Source organism: Haloarcula sebkhae, from assembly GCF_014647415.1.
Taxonomy (GTDB): Archaea; Halobacteriota; Halobacteria; order Halobacteriales; family Haloarculaceae; genus Haloarcula; species Haloarcula sebkhae.
Genome location: NZ_BMPD01000006.1, coordinates 26558 through 43653, shown reverse-complemented (window position 1 = coordinate 43653; position 17096 = coordinate 26558). Strand labels below are relative to the sequence as shown.

Sequence of the window (17096 nt, the reverse complement as noted above, 5' to 3'; positions counted from 1 at the left end):
AACTTAATTTTAATTCAAATCTACTGAGTAGCTGGTTCTGACAATATCTCTCTGAACGAATTCCCGAGGAACGTAGCCCGTATGCAATGGGCTCGCCAGTCTCAACTATTGGGTTATTCGGATCGATATAGCGAGATAGTACATGACTTAAGTACACAACCGCACTACAGGTGAGTCGAATGGGTTCGGAGCCGGGACCGACGCACACGTCGCTAGAGACACTGCAGGAAGCACTCCAAACGGAGCGAATTACCTACGTCGATACGCTGAACGAGGATATCGGTGCAGTCGTCGAGAGTGCAGACCAGCTCGCCTTCGATTACGTCGTCGGTGATGTCTCCGACTATGGTGTGTCCTCTAACGACCACGTCCACCTCGATCTGGTCCACAGTGGTTCGACGATCCACTGTGTGCTCTTTGGGTACAAACGATCGACCATCGACACCACAATTGAGGATGGGATGCAAGCAGCTGTCAAAGGCTCGCTCTCGTATTACGAAGATGGGGGCAACGTGTCCGTCATCGTCGAAGACATCGTGGAGGTCGGTGAGGGTACGTACCAGCAGATCTACGAGCAAAACAGGGAACTGCTGGACTCGGATGGATTGCTCGATCCGGAGCACAAACAAGCCCTGCCGGACTTTCCGGAACGGATCGGGATCGCCACCAGTGCGACAAGTGATGCCCGTCTGGATGCAATCACCAGCATTCACGAGCGGTATCCCGACGTGGATATCGTCGTCCAGAACACGAGCGTCCAGGGGGACAATGCGATGATGTCGATCATGGGTGCGATAAGTAAACTCGACGACGATCCGCTGATCGACGTTATCGTTCTTACTCGTGGCGGAGGGTCCAACAAGCATCTCCGGGTGTTCAACGAAACGCCACTCTGCCGTGTTATCCACAGAACCGAGACGCCAATCGTAGTTGGGGTCGGCCACGAGAACGACCGCACACTGGCCGATGAAGTGGCCGACAAACGGGTGATGACACCGACCGAGGTGGGTAACATCGTTCCGGAGCGGACAATACTAGACGCGGAACTAGAAACGCTCGAAGAGCGTCTCAACACAGCCTACACAGAGACCGTCGAGACGACGATGGAGACGATGGATGACCGACTCACCCAAGCCTACAGACGGACAGTCGAATCGGATCTGTCCTCGTTCGAAGTCGAGCTTGACCGCACATACGACACGCACGTTCGCGATGAACTGACCGATCTTGAGAACCGGCTAGAGCAAGCACGAACCCAGTACGATCAGCAGCGGAAACGAAAACAGGAGGCCACAGCCCATCGCCGCCAGCGTCGACGGCTGCTGCTCGTCCTGCTCACTCTGGGCCTGCTTGTTGTGGCTCTGCTCCTGTACATCTTGGTACTATGAAAGACGAGACAATCGCCGACAAGACCGACCGGCTCGAACAGATTATCGAACAGCTCGAAAACGGAGACGTCTCGCTGGAACGGGCGAACGAACTCCATGCCGAGGGAACGGAACTGATCGCCGAACTCGAATTGGAACTAGCTGTTGGGGATGGCGAGGTCATCGACCGCTGAATCCCAGTTGAAGCTGTTTTGCTGAGTGGGAGGACATTGATGGAATCCGCCGACGCTTGGTAGTCGGACAGATGTTAGTTACCAGAAAGCACCTATTATCGAACTCAGCCGCTTCTGAATCCAGTGAGAAGACCGACACCAATAATTTTGCTTGTAATGTACCAGCAAGTAGATGCCCTCCACACGACGTCGATTTCTTGGATTAGCCGCCTCGGGAATTATCGGCTCAGGCGGCTTCACGTCTCCTGAGACGCAGAAATATATTGGTCGTCAAACACCCTCCGACTGGCCGATGGGCCGATACGATCCTCCCGGAACCGGGTACAACCCCACAGTATCAGGTCCAAAAGACAATGTGGCGGTTGCGTGGACACACAGGGCACCGGATTGGTTTCGGGGGAGTACCCAACCGATCCGCCGCGGGAAGACGCTATACGTCGGTGGCAACGGACTGCTTGCGCTCGATACCGAGACTGGAACGCGACGATTCAGCTTCCAGGGGCCGTATCACTCAAGCCCAACAATCGCCCCAGCTTCAATCTATCAGACAAAAACACTCGGGATAGCCGGTTTAGCCGGCATCTACGGGCTTAACGCGAATGGTGGACGGGAACTCCCCTTCACAAATATGACCGTCGGTGGCGAGCGATGGACGGGACCACAATCGTCTAGTCCCGGTTTCTTCGGGCCGGCCGAGTCAACAACTCCGGTCACTGCGAACGGGACGATATACACGGCACTACCTGGGACGAACTCGGTCGTAGCACTGAATCCGAACAATGGGGAGATTCTATGGCAGCGAACGCATCACAAAGACGAGTCGGTCAGCGGGACGTACAACAGACCCGCGGTGGACGACGGAATCGTGTTTGTCACCGCGTGGCCCCAACAGGCCACTGCGTATCGTGCTGCTACTGGTGAGCAACACTGGCACCGTGAACTCGAAGAAATGACACTTCTGCCGCCAGTGGCGACAGACGAGGGTGTCGTCATTCCGACGCGTGAGTCCGTTCAGTTGCGTGCCCGATCCGATGGGACACTCCTGTGGGAACGCAATCTCGACGGGAATGTGACCGACAGCACGCCAGCAGTAGCCAACGGGACGATATTCGTTGCCGATGAGCGGGAGTCACTGCATGCACTCTCGCTGGCAACCGGCGAGACACGGTGGACAGTTCCGTTCGACGGAGAAACGACACCGGTTGTGGCTGACGGTCGCGTCTACGCGGTGGATTCACTCTGGGCACTGGAGGCATTCGACGTCGCCACGGGTGAGAAACAGTTCGAGTACCATCCTTCGGAAGTACCCCTCTCGCCACCGATGGTCGGGGATGGTATGCTGTATCTGGCGAATCGTGGCCGAGTTCTCGCACTGGAGGAAGCATAATGCCCGGGAACGAGGCGGATGGAAGCGAGACGGTGTCTTCGCTTGGACACCCATCCCCGACGACTCGACTGTCTACCCTAGGTGTGTTCAAGTCTGCGCTCGGGTGCATTCGTCGCGACCCTGTGCTCGCTGTCCCATTCGTTGTCGTCGGTATGCTGGTTGCATTCGTCGACTGGCTTCGCCAGCACGATTCAATTCCAGCGGTGGCGGCCGACGCACTCGGTCAATCGGTCAGTGTCACCTATTCAGTGTTCCCGCAGGGAACTACACGAACGGTCCGACACGTTGGTGCGCTGATCGACCTCGAAACACGGTATCTCCGCTGGGCTGTCGGGCTCGAAGTCCTCGTTCCACTCGCTGTCGGAATCGCCGGTTGGATGACGATTACACGAGTACTCGATACGCACTCTGGCCCCCGTGCGTTGAGCAGGTATATCGCACTGGCTGCGATCGTCTCCATGCCGGAGCTGTTGGGCGGTTTCTCGGTGGATATCCCTGATTTCCTGATCGGACTGATGCTGTTGGCGGTGGGTCTGTTCGTCCTGACCCGTCTGTTCTTGCTCCCTGCGTTGCTAGTCACTGGCAGTGACTTTGTGACGGCGCTCAGGCAGAGCTATCATCGATCACAAGGGCAGGGCATTACCATCGCCGGTCTCATCATCAGTATTGGCCTCGCCTACTGGGGTCTCGCGACCGTACCGGTCGCCGGCGGCTTTCTGAGTACTGCCGTAGTGGCACCGATTCACGCCGTTGCGATCGGAACCGTCTTTTCGACTGGCTCTCGTGAGACGGTGTCGATCCCAGACGACCATATCGAATCGGGCGACACACGCTCAGACGAGAGTCAGTAACGACGTTCGTGGTCTCTCTTGCAAATCCTTATCAGTACATCATCAGGCACAGAGTGCGCTAGCACTGATTCCTCCATCTTCCTTGAAAGTCACACTGTGTTCCTGACCAGTTCGGGGACACGTCCGTACTCTGGTATAGACGTGCGTCTCGTTATCGGCCATCCTCTCGCCGAGGTACACCGCCACGTCCCCACGCACCCACCCATCAATCGTGGTCGTCACCGTCTCGCCGGGGGCGACGGTGATCTGTTGTGTGGGGACCCCATCGTCAGCGAGTGTGACGTTTCGATCCCCATCCGGCCAGACCAACTGCGAGAGCGTCTTGAGCCTGCGTTCGCCATCTCTGGTCGCGACCTCGAAGTTCAGGTACATCGCCTGCTCGCTGCTTTCGACAGTGTACGCTGACAGTTGATACGCTGTCGTGTCGTTATTTTCAACAGTCAGTGTGGGTTGGACGGGTCCAAAGACAGTAGCATACTGGATATAGCCAATCACAAGTGCCGATCCGAGAAGGAGCGCGATCGTTCGACGGGAAACCATCCGTAGAATTGTGTTCCAACAGGAAACAGAATATCATTCCGATTGTCTCATCCAAGTGTCACGGTCAGAGTTGATAGATCGAGATCGAATCAGCGATTCGGATTGAGACTGCTGATGACGGACGGGGGATTCCTGCAGAAAACGGGACGTATTACTGCTGAGGAAGATACGGCCTCGAACACAGTACTGGTAGGGATTGTGCTGATTTGCTGGACTGTCTCCGTACTTGATGGGACAGTCGAACGAACGGCTGACTTCTTCGTCCCAATGATAAATCAGGAACACAGCCGATCATGTGCGTTCTGTCTGTCCCCGTAATGTCGAGAAACTCACATGGATTTAATACACTTCAGTGACAATTGTGCGATATGGTTGCTCAATCGACACAACGGCAAGATTCGTTTTTTACGCTTCCATCGCATCCAGTGGGATACCTCGCAATCGTAGCCACGCTCACCACTGCTGGCATCCACTTACTGCTCGGTCCACGTGTCATGGGATTCAGTCAGACATTAGGGACGCTGTTTATTCTGAATGGGCTTGGATTTCTTGGTGGATTCCTCCTATACAGTAGCCGATACTGGCGACCCGAGCTGTACCTTGTCGCTGCGGGATACGCTATTGTCACTATTCTTGCACTGTTTGTGTTCCAGGGTTTCAGCCTTGACGCGTTCTATATGCAAGGGAACCTGAATCCGCTTGCTGTCGCAGCGAAGGTAGCTGAGGCAACCCTCGCCCTCTGTGCCATCTACTTATACAGAACATCGGCTCCATGAGAAGGCCATATTGACCGTCCATAGCGATCCGCTACGAGAGTAAACGTTCAACGGTACGCTGTTTCTCAAGACAATCAAAGAATTTGTCAGTCTCTGCTTTCTTGCTCTCAAAGTCATCGTCGACTCCGAGAGTAACAAAGATAGTGCCGCGACTGGTCCGGACAGGTATGGAGATCGTGGAACTCTCAGCAAAAGAGCCTGCTGTCCGGCGCTTTATCGAGGAACTCTGGCTACCGTACTACCGGGAACTTGAATCGACTGTCGATGTCTTCTCACTCGCCGACGACGTCGACCTCGTCGCGGAGGAACTTCCGTTCCGTGTCGATCGCCTTGATTCGGAGGCGTACCGAACGTGGATCGCCGTCGATGGATTCACCGACAGGACCCCCCTCGCCGGTACCGATGGTGAGTTTGCCGGGTATATCGCGGCCGAAATCGACGAAGCGCCGAGTGTCTTCGACCGTCCCGACCGACTGTTCATCTGTGATATCTACGTTGCCGAACCGTATCGCGGAACCGGACTGGCTGACGATCTGTTCGACCGTATCGGAAACTGGGCACGCGAGGCCGGGTGTGAGGAGTTCAGTCTCAATCCGCACGTAGACAACGACCGAGCCATCGCGTTCTACAAAAAGCTCGGATTCGAAAGGACGCAGTATCATATGGTGGCTAGCGTAGACGACTGATGTCACCCTACAAATGACAGAATAGAGTCAGCTGCGCTTGCTATCTATAGCTATCTGAGAGTAATCTGTCTCGTAATCTGCTCAGTCCCGACTGTTCCAATGACGTACCCAGCTGCTTGCCAGTGAACGATCCATGCAGCACTGACGGCTGTCGATACTGAACAGTACCGGGCGACAGAGCACAGCGTCTCAGTTATCTAAACAGTCGCCACAACGCCTGGCCCCAGGTGGCGCTGGTGCATCGCACTCTACACAGGTATCGACAGCAACGGTCGCTGCCGAACCCGAGTTAGAGTCTTGTGTAAAACGTGCTCGAAGCCACTGAAGCATATGGATAAACATCGTTCTCTAACTATATGAAGTCATTTATCGATGATTTAATGAATAGGATAGTGCCAGCTGTACCACATCGACGCTGATAATAACAGCTGACGTATCGAGAGGAGGTTTCGAGGGAGGGGAAGGGATGGGTTCTGCCATTCTCCGCCACCGTTCTGATGACGTCACTCGCGCCATACTGAGACACCGACAGGTCTCTGTGATCACTCATGATCGGAGACGCCAATGGTGACGGTAACAGCGCTACACAATCGGACGAATACAATACAACCCTTCCCGTTCGTCTGGAGGGAGAATGGTGGGCTGCAATGGGCACCTTGCGTAGCGCCCACCATTTTGCTATGTCAGAGGCACGGCTGGGTTCTGGACCCGAGAAACCCAGTCAGACGACCAGCAGTCAGGGGAGCTCGAAGCGGGGACCAGAACCCACTCGTATGTGACAGACGCCTCATAAATAGCCTTTGTGGTGCCACGATACCAAATACCACGCTCTCATCCCCCACGATAATAGCCAGCCCTACTACCCGTACCGATGTTTCCAGTGACGTACGCGCTTGAACGTACAACAATACCCTGTGGGCCGCTGTGTACACCAGCAGAATGGCGGGTGCTAGGGGTGGGAGAAGCGGTATCAATGCATCACCCAAAGTCGTCTACTTCGACGACGGGCTCAGCCCTGCAACAATCGATGGGATGGGTGCACCCAATGGGATTGGACACAGCATGGAACCACTTGATCCTGAGACGAGTAGCCACGAAAGCGCTTGTGATGTCCTCACTCTGTCTGTCGTTTTTCCGCTGTATCTCAGCTCACTCGATGATAAAACTTCAATTAGACACTGACACGCTTGCACGACTCTTTGGTCCAACCTGCAAAGGATTGGGAGAGATGATGTGCAGCTGGGGGAGTGGTGTGCTACACACCATCGGAAGTTGTCATCCACGACAACGGGTTCTGGATTCGAGCCGATCGGTGAATCGGATACGATTCAGGGGGAAGTGGAGTGGGGACCAGAACCCAACTAGTCGGTATGTACTTGATGTCAAAAACACTTGTGAATCAGATTGACAGTCTCTCCATCCTACAGCTACTGGGTTTCCACCGTCCCGCCACCAGAAGGTGGCCCGGTGACTACCCAACCGAGCGTTGGCGAGATCGGTGCTCGTCCCCTGTACTACCGTCCAAAATGCTCAAATCTGATTTTGATACTACACTCGGCCTAATACGCGACGACAGTAATTCGGGAACGCATGGTGACAGTCTCCGCATTCAAAGACGGATCCGCTGCCCTCCGAGAAAATCCGATCCTGTTCGTCGCCGGCCTCCTCATCGGGACCGTAAGTCAACTCCAGTACATGGACCACCTGATCGAATCACCACGACTATCAGCGGGTATCTCGCTCGTATGGCTCATCGTGTTCCCGCTCGTTCTCGGTGGCTTCATCGGAACCGCTCAGGCCGCGATCGAAGGAATGGACACGTCACTCACCCAGTTTTTTATTGAAGCGCGGACACATTACTTCCCGCTTCTCCTTGCAACCGTGTTGTTCATACTTATCGTGTTCGGGACCGCTGTCGGACTCGGATTTATCGGGTTCATCCTCGGTATCGGCTCGATGGCACTCGCCCCAATTAACGAGATGGCTGCCTTCATTGCTGGCGTCGGATCTATGCTCATCTGGCTGCTGTCCATCCTCGTTGTCATTATGTTCGTGCAGTTTTACGATACGGCGATTGTCATCGAGAACCAGAGTGTTACTGATGCGTTCGGAAAAAGTGTGGGACTCGTCCGTTCAAACCTCAGAAGCGTCGCTGGATTCTCGCTGGTGTGGAGTGTCCTGTTGAACGCCTTCTTCATCCCCGAATATCTCCTCCGGTTGACACTGACGGACGCTGGACCGGCTGACGTATTGCCGATTGAGATCGGGATTCCGATACCAATATTGCTCCTGCTCGGAATCGCTCTGTCTTCAGTTGGATTCGCGTACTTTTATACGGTCTACACGGCCTATTACCTGCGATTAACTGCTGTCCCGGAATCAACATAAACACCTACCAACAATTACAAACGATAGTTTCGAACAGCAACCAACTGGATCAGATCCCACGCGCTCGATCCACAGCAGCTACCCACACACATGGCACGACTTCTTCCAACTCAAACTGACGCCGCCGTTGAACGAAGCGATAACCCCGCTGTCTTGAGTCTCGATGACGACACGACACGAGAGGTAATCGAAGCGTTGTCCTCCGAGACTGCGTACGAGATTTTCCAACTGCTCAACGAAACGCCAGCGACACCGGCACGGATCGCTGAGCAACTCGGCCAGAGCCTGCAGAACGTTCACTATCATTTGGCGAATCTCGAAGCAGCTGGCGTAATCGAAGTGACTGACACCTGCTATTCCGAAAAGGGTCGCGAGATGAGTGTATACGTCGTGTCTGAAGACCCGACACTTCTCTTCCTCGGCACTGAGGACGACCGACCGAGTCTCAAACGTGCGTTCAAATCGTTCGCTTCGCTGCTCGGTCCCCCATCGGTTTTACTTGCTATCGGCGAATCCATCTCACAGTTCATCACTGCCGAATGAGCGACCACACCGACCCCCCAGTCCGAAGCACTCCTACCGGTGACGACGCAACTACATGTGACATGGCACCGACGATCAAGTCACGAGAAGATATCGATGGCTGTGGTTGTCTCGAATGCCGAAACATCGATACTGCGACCACCAATCGGAGCGTCCTTGATGCGTTGGTCTGGTCCGTTCGCTTGTTTCGGTCCTATCCGTCGATCATTGCCTTCGCGGGCGTGACTATCTTAGCCAACCGACTTCTCGAGACTGACATCATCAACACGTTCCCGATGCCCGTAATCGACCTACTCGATGGTCTGACGGCGTTTGTGTTTATCATCTTGATTCGAGCCTATGTGGGAACAATTGTCGCCGGGGAACTGACTGATAACTCTGTAACGATACGCGAAGGAGTCCATCGGAGCATTACTCGGACACCGGCGTTGATTGGCGTAACATTGCTTATCGTTTTTTCGGTAATGACAGTTCCATTCTTTCTGTTTCTTCCACTACTCCTCCTTGCTGGCGCTATTCCAGGAAATCCCGCAGATATAGTTGGCTTTCCCGTCGTTGCGGCGGTGAGTGTGCTCGTTTTTGCTGTGCCGTTTCTCGGCTTGTTGTTCAAGTTTTGGTTCGCACCGGAGGCCTGCGTTATCGGCCAATATGGCCCTCTCAAATCACTTCGGATTAGCTGGCAGATCACGACGAACTACCGACGGAAATTTGTCCTCATCGCAATAATCGCTATCGGGAGTGTAAGCAATCTCTATCTGCCCGAAATGGGGACGAGCGTCGCTTCGGTGGCTCCTGTTTTGCGTGTACTTTCTACAAGTGTCGGTGACTTACTTTCTATCGTGTGGGCGAGCGCGTACGCCCACCTCTACATTCAGGAAATTGTATCGTAAACGCAGTTCCCGCAGACAGAAACAGGACAAGACGTAGAAGGCCAGACAGCACAGCGGCTTCATTGTTAGATACGTGCCGCTGAATCACTCCTTAGCGTGCGTCGGAGTGATTACTCGATTTCTAACTGCCCACTTTCGCCGCCCCCCTCGCCATCATTTTCGTCCCATTCGAGTTCGAATTCGACACTTAATTCAGTCATATTGTCTGCCGGCCCTTCGCGTTCGGCTTTGACCTCGAAGGTCGGTCGGGCAGGGGGATTCAGCGTTACAGACTCGGAGCCTGCTTTCAGGTTGATATCGCTTCCGCTGTCGAGATTATCCGCGACTTTCCGGAGGTACGATGCGATCTCTTCTCGGCTCTGGTCGCTTTCTGACTTGAACAGGACTTCCTCGGGCATACAGGTGCTGATACACAGCCTGCACCAATAAAGCCGCCTGCCGTGTGGGTGCGACGTGATCGCGCCCCCGTCGAACCGCCCGATACAGTCGGTAAGCTAAGCGGGACACGCTTCGAAGAAAGTCTCGTCTATTCCCAGCGATGTACAATCGTCTCAGCGTTGAAGTGCGCTGTTTCCAATATCTAGATGATGACAGAACTAACGTTCCACGGACTTGATATCGGCAGAATCGAGCCAAACGACGACCTCGTCGACCGAATCGTCGACACGACGGCTGAAGAGTATCCCTTGACAGACGGTGACATCGTCGTCGTCACCGCGAAGGTCGTCTCGTTCGCCGAGAATCGACTCGTCGAAGCCGACGAGATTGAGGTGACCGACCGCGACCGTCGGGTGGCCGATATCACTGGGATCGACCCGCGGGAAGTGGCCGTAATTTACGATGAAAGCGAGGTTATCGGTGCGATCCCGATCGCAGAGGTCGGTGAAGACCTGCTACTAGACCACGCTGTTGACCCTGACGCGGCGCAGGAAGCACTTGACGAGGTACCAGCGATGCTCCTGACCGAGCGGAACGGTCGACTCTGTACGAACGCAGGCGTCGATTGGTCAAACAGTCCAGACGGGATTATGACGTTGTTGCCTGAAGATCCCGACGAGAGTGCGCGTCGCCTGCGCGAGGGAATTGCGGCTCGCACAGGCGCAGATGTGGCTGTCGTCCTAGCAGACTCGGAAATCGCCGGACCGGGTTCGATGGATCTGGCGATCGGGTGCTCAGGGATCGAAGCGACCGATAACAACTTCGGACGGACAGACCTGTACGGAGAGCCGAAGGTCGGCGGTGTCGACCTCGTTGCGGACGAACTCACCGCCGGATCAGCATTGCTCTTCGGACAGGCGGACGAACAGATTCCGGTTACGATCGTCCGAGGGTTGGAGTACGAAGATGGAGAGGGCGTACCGAATTCGGGCGGTGTCGTCCGCCGCGGACTCCGTAAGAGCGTCCAGTTGACGGCTCGCTTGAAGGCCCGCGAGTGGTTCTGACAGTAACGATACAACTCACCAGTCGGAGCAATGAAGAGCATCGAATTCTCGCCGCACGCTAATGACGTTGGCCCTGAGCTGATAGTCACTCGGCCGCGCGATCCATTGGGTCTTCGAGTTCACCGGTGATTGCCTCGAAGGCGTCGGTCGCGGTGAGGAGACCGACGACATCGTCATCTCCGACCACGAGGGCGAGTTCCTGATTTGTGGCCTGACACTGGTCGATGAAGTCACTGATTGTCGTCTCAGCAGCGACGGTTAGCGGCGGGGTTGCCAGTTCTTCGAGCGTGGTTGTCCCCGAATTCAGCGCTTCGTAGTTGTGCAGCACCGTCGGCGCGTAGACAACACCCACAAACGAGTCGAGTGAGCCTTCGATCAACGGAAAGCGGACGTATGGCATCCCGTCGATCCGGTCCATGTTCGTCTCGAAGTCGTCGGTCGTCGAGAGCGCGACGATGTCGCTGCCAGCAACCATGATCTCGCTGACCGGCTTCGCGCCGATGTCGAGGGCGTTGATAACTTCGCTCCGTCGCTCCTCGGAGATGCCGACTCGACTGAGCGAGTCACCCATTTCACTACGTAGTTCAGCCCGAGTCGTTGCGAGATCGCCCTCGGTCTCCGACTCGGTCCAGGAACGGGAGATTTCGACGCCGAAGAGGCCAAGCAACGCCTTGGCTACCCAGTCCGCTGCGATGATCACTGGATACATGAGCTTTGTCCAGACGTACAGCGGTCCCGATCCGTATCCAGCGACGAACTTGGCACGCTCGATTCCCAGATACGTCGGTGCCTGCTCGCCGACGATAACGTGCATGAGATTGACCACCACCAGCGCGAGAAGCACAGACAGTGTCGTGTGTCCGCTGCCAGCAACGCCAACTGCACCCAATAGGGGCCGTAACACTGCTGTGATCGCCGGCTCAGCGACGACACCCAGACCGACACTACATATGGTGATTCCCACCTGACAGCCTGTGAGGAAGATCTCCAATCGCTCGGTCATGTTCCAGGCGCGTTCGAGTCCACGGCCATTACCGAGAAACTCTGCTTCCTCGAACTGCCTGACGCGGGTCATCGCGAACTCGGTCGTAACGAAGAAGCTGTTTCCCAGAAGGAGGGCGACACCACCGAACAGACGGGCCCACGTTACCAGCGAGATAGGCATCAAACGCTGGTTTCTCCGGACATTATCTAAATCTACTGTTGACACGCAGCAGTCGGACGCCGTATATGGGTTTTGTCAGCTCTGGGTATCGAGTATTTCGGCCGTTTCCCGGCGCAGTCTACAGTTCAGTAGTAACGCCCCCCCTCTGCGAATAGTGTCGCCTCTGGTCTCCAAATCCACAAAGTACTACGCTAAATGTGTTCGAAATGGGTAGCGGCGAGTTCGAGCGGGGCGAAGCATCTATTGCCGGTTTCGGTCCACGGATACCGTCGTCGCTGGCAGCCGGCCGTTTTGGTTCTTCTTCGAGTGTCGACCTTCCCGGGGTCAATCGGTCTCAAGAAGCGGTCTGTAACTCATGTCGGCTTTGCGTCTGTCTGTCCCCGATTCAACGCGCTTACCGACGGTGTTGGAACTAAGACATTCATCTAAGATTTTTGTCTTCCTACCGTAGACAGGAATCTTAGATCTCTATCTTTGATTAGAATCTTAGACAAGACTCTTAGAAGAGTGTCTTAGATTAGTGACTTAGATGAGTTGTCTGACAAAGATTCATGAGCAAGAGAGATACAGACAGGAGTATGCTAAGTTACACTGTCTACTCGGAGGCCGGGGGTGTCGGAAAAACGTCGCTGACAGCGAACCTTGCAGTCGCACACGCTCGGGCAGGACTCAAACCACTCATAGTGCCACTGGACCCACAAGACGGTGACCTGTCTCGCCTGATGGGAGTCGATACAGACCGAGCCAACAGTGGCGCTGACAACCTCGTCCGACATATGGTAAATAGCCCACGAGGCCCGTTCAAGGACCTCATTCGAACGGCGGAGGGAGTCGATATCGTTCCAGAACATAACCTGCTGTCCGATCTGTCGGACCACTTAGCCCGTGAGCAGTCCAAAGCTGAGGACCTCGGCGATGCGTACAACATCTATGCGCAACTCCAGCGAGTGCTCAGAGATGGGGGCGTCGGCGATGAGTATGACGTCTTGCTCTGTGACCCTCCTGCGACAGAGTCGGACCATCTCTACAATTCGATATACGCCACTCGCAATCTCGTCATCCCAGTCGAACCGTCATGGAAAGGCCAGGCGTCCGTCGAAGGACTGGCTGACTTGGCGACGAACTTCGCAGAGCAACTCAACATAGATGTCGGTGTTCTGGCGGCCATCCCGAACGGAGTCAAGAATACCGCGGACCAGCGTGAGATGCTGGGAGACGTCGAGTTCTCGACCCCCGAAGTAATCGGTGATCGAACGTCACTCATGGAAGGGTGCTGGAAACAGCAGTGTTCGGCCTTCCGGTACGTCCGAGAACACCGGAGCCGGCGTCGTGAGTACGAGGTCGAGACGCTGGCCCAGATAGACCGTATTGCCCGCTTCTTGGAGGGGGAGGTCGGGCTGGAAGCACCAAATCCGCCTGAACCAGGCGCACTGGAGGAGCCAGCATGACGGGCTTCAAGAGTGGTGCGAGCGACGACGATCCGCTTGGGAACGACGAGTCAGATGAGGACATGGTAACTGAGAGACCCGATGTCACTGAGACGCCAGCCACCTCGGTGGAGACGAGTAAACCGGAGAGGAGGTCAGCCGAGCTATCGACTCATTCGGGTTCCGAACTACCGTGGATTTTCGCCCGCTCCAGTATCACAGACGGCCGAGAGAAGACGGTACAGCTCCATCTCCAGCAGTCTACGTTGGATTCCCAGCGCCAGACTCGGTCAGACGTTGAGTCAGAACTCGGTGAGACAGTCAAGAAGGCTGACCTCCGGGAAGCTGCTATCATCGTCGGTCTAGAGCAGATCGATGATCTCACCGAAATCCTCGAAGAGTGGGGATACGGACGATAGGCCTTGTGTTTTTTTTTCCAGTAGGTGGCTTGGGGACGCCGTAGCTGCCCTCCTTGATGGCATGGGCCTGCTTGCTGACCGGCTCCTCGCGGCAAATCTCGAATGGGGGCTGGCCATTTCACCTCCCGAGAACTGGTCCAGATGCTCACCATTAGGGTGTAAAAACACTCAACATCGGTGACGAAATCGGGAGTCTCGAGGGAGGCAAACGGGCCGACCTGATGTGCTTGAGATGAATACACCGAAGTTCGCACCCGTCAACAAGGTGCTTTGCGAGTACAGCTAGTCTCTGAACAGTTCTGTATCAAATTCATCAGCTGAGTCCCGAACGAGGCGATCCTCTCCGTCATGAGCGGCAATCGCACCCTCGCTCAATTCTGGGTTGACGTCCTCGACAGTCTCGGGTGCGACTTTCTCTGTGACCTCAAACTCCTCGATTGGACTAAGAACACCCCATGCAGCCCCGATTGCGTGGAGTACAACGGCCAGCGGTGTCAATATTAGGAACACCGGCCACAGCAATGGATGTTTTCTGTAGGCCCATAGGCCAAACAGCATATAAATAAACAGCACGACCAGTAGCGCAGTCGAAATCAGTTCGAAGAACTGGATGCTGACTGTTGCACCGGGGACGAATGATGCACCAATAATCAACAGTGGAATAGCTGGAGAAAATCCCCAGGACACGACGCGAGTTAGTGTCAGTGGTTGGTACAATAGTGGGAGGATATGATTATCTTTCAGTGTCCCGGACATCCACCGACGGCGTTGCTTAATCATCGCTTTCAGCGATGGTGGCGCTTGATTCCGAAACCGAGCGTCGACTAGCCGATACTCTAAGTCAAACCGATCAGCAGCCCGCCAAATGAGGTTCGTGTCTTCTGTAATCGTCGCCACGTCCCAGGTCAATTCATCCTCCAACTCGTGTCGGATTGCAAAGCCACCGCCCCATGCGTACAGTGGATACGAAAGACGACGGAATGCACGCTGTTCGAACTGGTCAACCGACTCGGAACACCTCACACAGATAGGCTAGCCGTGAACCCGTGTAAATCGGCTTCTCAGTGAACTGCACGAAGTCTGCTTCAGGGAGGCCAGTCAACCCAGTAACCAGTGTATCTTCATCGAGGTACAATACGTACTCTGCGTCACAGTCGACTTGTCTCCGTGCCCACTCGACAGCACGGCCTTTGTTTGTGGCTTCACAACTGAATGAATCTGGGACGATGTGCACTGCTGCCCCGTCGATTTCAATATTCTGTTCAGCAATAACCTTGATTCCGGCAACGCCGTCGGGAACCGAGTCGACGGTTGCCTGAACAACGTCTTCCGCTCCGATTGTGAGTACGCGCACCTGTACGTCATCCAGTCCCCATGCGTCCATCTCGCTCGAGTTCCATCCGATACCAAGTGGTAAGACTTCTATTAACAACCAGAGCGCTGACAACGAATAGACCAGCGCAACCCAAATGAGAAACGTCGTCGTCGCAAACAGTAGCGTACCAATTAGCATCTAATAGATTCCAATTGTTATACTAGATACTATCTATTTGAGGCCACTGCTTCGATGTGGGTCCGTGCCTGTGAGTCCAAGCTGTCAGTCGAGATAGGACACCTACTTGCCACGGTGAGGCTGGCTTAGAGGACCTCACCATGGTCTGTGCCTGCCGATACTGGGCAGGACGCAAGTGGTCGTCGACTCGGTACCACTGCTGACTATTCGTTGACGGACTGCTGTTCAGTGCTCACGATACGGAAACCCGTCACCTATCGGGGGTCACAAAGCCGGCATCATGTCGGCACTGTGTAGACACTATCTAAGCATACGTTCTCCGTGTGATCGTATTTTACGACCAGCTCGGTTGTAGTGTCTATATAATGCCCGAAGCAAACTAGAATCGGCTTGGTTTTGATGAGTCGGTTCCGGCAGTCTTCGATAGGGCAGATTCCGACACCGACGCTGACGAAGATCCACTTGCACTCAAGGAGATGCGCGAGTAGCCACAGCAGCCTGCTAGCCACATTTTGACCGAATGCTCAGATACTGGAGCGGGCAGTACAGGTGATCCAAATTGTACAGTTCCTCACAATTCATCAAAGTCAGCAATGACGCTTGCCATACCGAGCAACATTAACCCGAAACCAGCGACACCGGCCGGGATCGACACCCGAAGGAGAAATCCCCCGGTGAATGCGCCAACACCACCAACAATAGCTCCACGCTTCCTTGCTGGGGATGCATCACGAGAGAGGGAAACAATCACTTGGCGATGTGCTAACATGATTGAGCTTATGGCCACATAGAGCGGTAATAGTGAGATCGTAAGCAGGTGATCTGTCCCAGCGAATTCTGCGACAACTCCCGTAACGATCAGTCCAACAAATACCGAAACAGCATACCGGAGGGCAGGACGCATAAACAGAACTGTGATTACGGAGGATAAAATACCCATGCTATAAATGGCAACTGAATGGTGGTTCTACTGACTAAGCACGCTCACCTATCAGTTGCTTCAAATTACATCCACTAGACACGACTGATACTGAGGGGCCACATTCTGCTACCGGAAGATGGGATGATGACCCCGCAACCGAGCGTCGGCGAGGCTGTAGCCATTACGGCCACCGACAACGAGCCCCTGCTGCTGGTCAGTACTGTCAGCGGCGTCTTGCTGACGGATCTCGCAACTGAGGCGCTTCACCGGCTGCACGCCACCGAGCCGGACACAGCCACGCGCCGGGATATCAGGCACGCTGACGACCGCATGTCGTTCTGTCGGAGACCCTTCCAGATAGTAGATGCGGGATTTCGATTACGTCATGGGACAATCCTGTTGGTCAAGCTGTAAATGCTCTGGACGACAGAAAACCACACGAAGAGTAGTGGATTAAACGGCGACTGTATCACCACATGTTCTGGCCGCGACTCGAAGCAACAGAGACGGTAGCGTATCCAGACGAACACATCTCACACCCCAAATCTATCGCTGAATCGATGGCGCACCACGACTGCCGTTTCTT

Annotated in this window: 17 protein-coding genes and 1 pseudogene; 12 read left to right on the top strand and 6 right to left on the bottom strand. The window is 54.8% G+C overall.

Annotated elements, in window-relative coordinates:
• The first annotated feature begins 179 nt into the window (after positions 1-179).
• From xseA to IEY38_RS16385, 4 genes are all read left to right on the top strand, one after another.
• Positions 180-1388 carry an exodeoxyribonuclease VII large subunit gene (gene xseA / locus IEY38_RS16400; protein ID WP_188979546.1) on the top strand — a complete coding sequence of 403 codons (1209 nt, stop codon included), beginning with the start codon at positions 180-182 and terminating at the stop codon, positions 1386-1388.
• Entirely contained in the window at positions 1385-1561 is a 177-nt protein-coding gene (xseB, locus tag IEY38_RS16395; RefSeq protein WP_188979544.1) for an exodeoxyribonuclease VII small subunit, read from the top strand. Before xseA ends, xseB begins: the two co-directional genes overlap by 4 nt.
• Before the next feature lie 172 nt (positions 1562-1733).
• The gene (locus IEY38_RS16390; RefSeq protein ID WP_326838519.1) at positions 1734-2948 is read left to right on the top strand and encodes a PQQ-binding-like beta-propeller repeat protein; all 1215 of its coding nucleotides are present in this window, start codon (positions 1734-1736) and stop codon (positions 2946-2948) included.
• A complete protein-coding gene (locus tag IEY38_RS16385; RefSeq protein ID WP_188979540.1) occupies positions 2948-3799 on the top strand; it encodes a hypothetical protein in 852 nt (283 codons plus the stop codon). The genes IEY38_RS16390 and IEY38_RS16385 overlap by 1 nt, the downstream gene beginning before the upstream one ends.
• 42 nt (positions 3800-3841) lie before the next feature.
• Here IEY38_RS16385 and IEY38_RS16380 read toward each other — a convergent pair whose 3' ends face one another.
• A complete protein-coding gene (locus IEY38_RS16380; RefSeq protein ID WP_188979538.1) occupies positions 3842-4339 on the bottom strand; it encodes a hypothetical protein in 498 nt (165 codons plus the stop codon).
• Positions 4340-4707: 368 nt separating this feature from the next.
• Between IEY38_RS16380 and IEY38_RS16375 the strand changes: the two genes are divergently transcribed.
• The 5 genes from IEY38_RS16375 (at position 4708) to IEY38_RS16355 (ending at position 9622) form a co-directional block, all read left to right on the top strand.
• Positions 4708-5115 (top strand): DUF7475 family protein, encoded by a 408-nt coding sequence (locus IEY38_RS16375; protein WP_188979536.1) that lies wholly within the window; start codon positions 4708-4710, stop codon positions 5113-5115.
• Between the two features lie 167 nt (positions 5116-5282).
• The gene (locus tag IEY38_RS16370; RefSeq protein WP_188979534.1) at positions 5283-5801 is read left to right on the top strand and encodes a GNAT family N-acetyltransferase; all 519 of its coding nucleotides are present in this window, start codon (positions 5283-5285) and stop codon (positions 5799-5801) included.
• A gap of 1590 nt (positions 5802-7391) precedes the next feature.
• A complete protein-coding gene (locus IEY38_RS16365) occupies positions 7392-8189 on the top strand; it encodes a DUF7847 domain-containing protein (protein WP_188979532.1) in 798 nt (265 codons plus the stop codon).
• A gap of 90 nt (positions 8190-8279) precedes the next feature.
• A complete protein-coding gene (locus IEY38_RS16360) occupies positions 8280-8732 on the top strand; it encodes an ArsR/SmtB family transcription factor (protein ID WP_188979530.1) in 453 nt (150 codons plus the stop codon).
• Positions 8733-8794: 62 nt separating this feature from the next.
• Positions 8795-9622 (top strand): hypothetical protein, encoded by an 828-nt coding sequence (locus tag IEY38_RS16355; protein ID WP_229775340.1) that lies wholly within the window; start codon positions 8795-8797, stop codon positions 9620-9622.
• Between the two features lie 110 nt (positions 9623-9732).
• Here IEY38_RS16355 and IEY38_RS16350 read toward each other — a convergent pair whose 3' ends face one another.
• Positions 9733-10020 (bottom strand): amphi-Trp domain-containing protein, encoded by a 288-nt coding sequence (locus IEY38_RS16350; protein WP_005538623.1) that lies wholly within the window; start codon positions 10018-10020, stop codon positions 9733-9735.
• A 189-nt stretch (positions 10021-10209) separates the two neighbouring features.
• On the opposite strand from IEY38_RS16350, the gene IEY38_RS16345 reads away from it, so the two are divergent.
• The gene (locus tag IEY38_RS16345; protein ID WP_229775339.1) at positions 10210-11064 is read left to right on the top strand and encodes a coenzyme F420-0:L-glutamate ligase; all 855 of its coding nucleotides are present in this window, start codon (positions 10210-10212) and stop codon (positions 11062-11064) included.
• An 85-nt stretch (positions 11065-11149) separates the two neighbouring features.
• Here IEY38_RS16345 and IEY38_RS16340 read toward each other — a convergent pair whose 3' ends face one another.
• On the bottom strand, positions 11150-12229 hold the full coding sequence (locus IEY38_RS16340) for a CNNM domain-containing protein (protein ID WP_188979527.1): 1080 nt from the start codon (positions 12227-12229) through the stop codon (positions 11150-11152).
• A 578-nt stretch (positions 12230-12807) separates the two neighbouring features.
• Here IEY38_RS16340 and IEY38_RS16335 point away from each other — a divergent pair.
• On the top strand, positions 12808-13677 hold the full coding sequence (locus IEY38_RS16335) for a ParA family protein (RefSeq protein WP_188979526.1): 870 nt from the start codon (positions 12808-12810) through the stop codon (positions 13675-13677).
• Positions 13674-14075, top strand: a complete 402-nt coding sequence (locus tag IEY38_RS16330) for a hypothetical protein (protein ID WP_188979525.1) — start codon at positions 13674-13676, stop codon at positions 14073-14075. The genes IEY38_RS16335 and IEY38_RS16330 overlap by 4 nt, the downstream gene beginning before the upstream one ends.
• A gap of 282 nt (positions 14076-14357) precedes the next feature.
• Here the strand turns inward: IEY38_RS16330 and IEY38_RS21830 are convergent.
• From IEY38_RS21830 to IEY38_RS16315, 3 genes and pseudogenes are all read right to left on the bottom strand, one after another.
• Positions 14358-15588, bottom strand: a pseudogene (locus IEY38_RS21830) (glycosyltransferase family 2 protein).
• A gap of 571 nt (positions 15589-16159) precedes the next feature.
• On the bottom strand, positions 16160-16492 hold the full coding sequence (locus tag IEY38_RS16320; protein ID WP_188979524.1) for a hypothetical protein: 333 nt from the start codon (positions 16490-16492) through the stop codon (positions 16160-16162).
• Positions 16493-16636: 144 nt separating this feature from the next.
• Positions 16637-16828 (bottom strand): hypothetical protein, encoded by a 192-nt coding sequence (locus IEY38_RS16315; RefSeq protein WP_188979523.1) that lies wholly within the window; start codon positions 16826-16828, stop codon positions 16637-16639.
• Positions 16829-17096 lie beyond the last annotated feature (268 nt).

Coding starts and splice junctions, on each gene's coding strand:
- xseA (WP_188979546.1), top strand. CDS start 180: ATGGGTTCGGAGCCGGGACCGACGCACACGTCGCTAGAGACACTGCAG.
- xseB (WP_188979544.1), top strand. CDS start 1,385: ATGAAAGACGAGACAATCGCCGACAAGACCGACCGGCTCGAACAGATT.
- IEY38_RS16390 (WP_326838519.1), top strand. CDS start 1,734: ATGCCCTCCACACGACGTCGATTTCTTGGATTAGCCGCCTCGGGAATT.
- IEY38_RS16385 (WP_188979540.1), top strand. CDS start 2,948: ATGCCCGGGAACGAGGCGGATGGAAGCGAGACGGTGTCTTCGCTTGGA.
- IEY38_RS16380 (WP_188979538.1), bottom strand. CDS start 4,339: ATGGTTTCCCGTCGAACGATCGCGCTCCTTCTCGGATCGGCACTTGTG.
- IEY38_RS16375 (WP_188979536.1), top strand. CDS start 4,708: ATGGTTGCTCAATCGACACAACGGCAAGATTCGTTTTTTACGCTTCCA.
- IEY38_RS16370 (WP_188979534.1), top strand. CDS start 5,283: ATGGAGATCGTGGAACTCTCAGCAAAAGAGCCTGCTGTCCGGCGCTTT.
- IEY38_RS16365 (WP_188979532.1), top strand. CDS start 7,392: ATGGTGACAGTCTCCGCATTCAAAGACGGATCCGCTGCCCTCCGAGAA.
- IEY38_RS16360 (WP_188979530.1), top strand. CDS start 8,280: ATGGCACGACTTCTTCCAACTCAAACTGACGCCGCCGTTGAACGAAGC.
- IEY38_RS16355 (WP_229775340.1), top strand. CDS start 8,795: ATGGCACCGACGATCAAGTCACGAGAAGATATCGATGGCTGTGGTTGT.
- IEY38_RS16350 (WP_005538623.1), bottom strand. CDS start 10,020: ATGCCCGAGGAAGTCCTGTTCAAGTCAGAAAGCGACCAGAGCCGAGAA.
- IEY38_RS16345 (WP_229775339.1), top strand. CDS start 10,210: ATGACAGAACTAACGTTCCACGGACTTGATATCGGCAGAATCGAGCCA.
- IEY38_RS16340 (WP_188979527.1), bottom strand. CDS start 12,229: ATGCCTATCTCGCTGGTAACGTGGGCCCGTCTGTTCGGTGGTGTCGCC.
- IEY38_RS16335 (WP_188979526.1), top strand. CDS start 12,808: ATGCTAAGTTACACTGTCTACTCGGAGGCCGGGGGTGTCGGAAAAACG.
- IEY38_RS16330 (WP_188979525.1), top strand. CDS start 13,674: ATGACGGGCTTCAAGAGTGGTGCGAGCGACGACGATCCGCTTGGGAAC.
- IEY38_RS16320 (WP_188979524.1), bottom strand. CDS start 16,492: ATGCGTCCTGCCCTCCGGTATGCTGTTTCGGTATTTGTTGGACTGATC.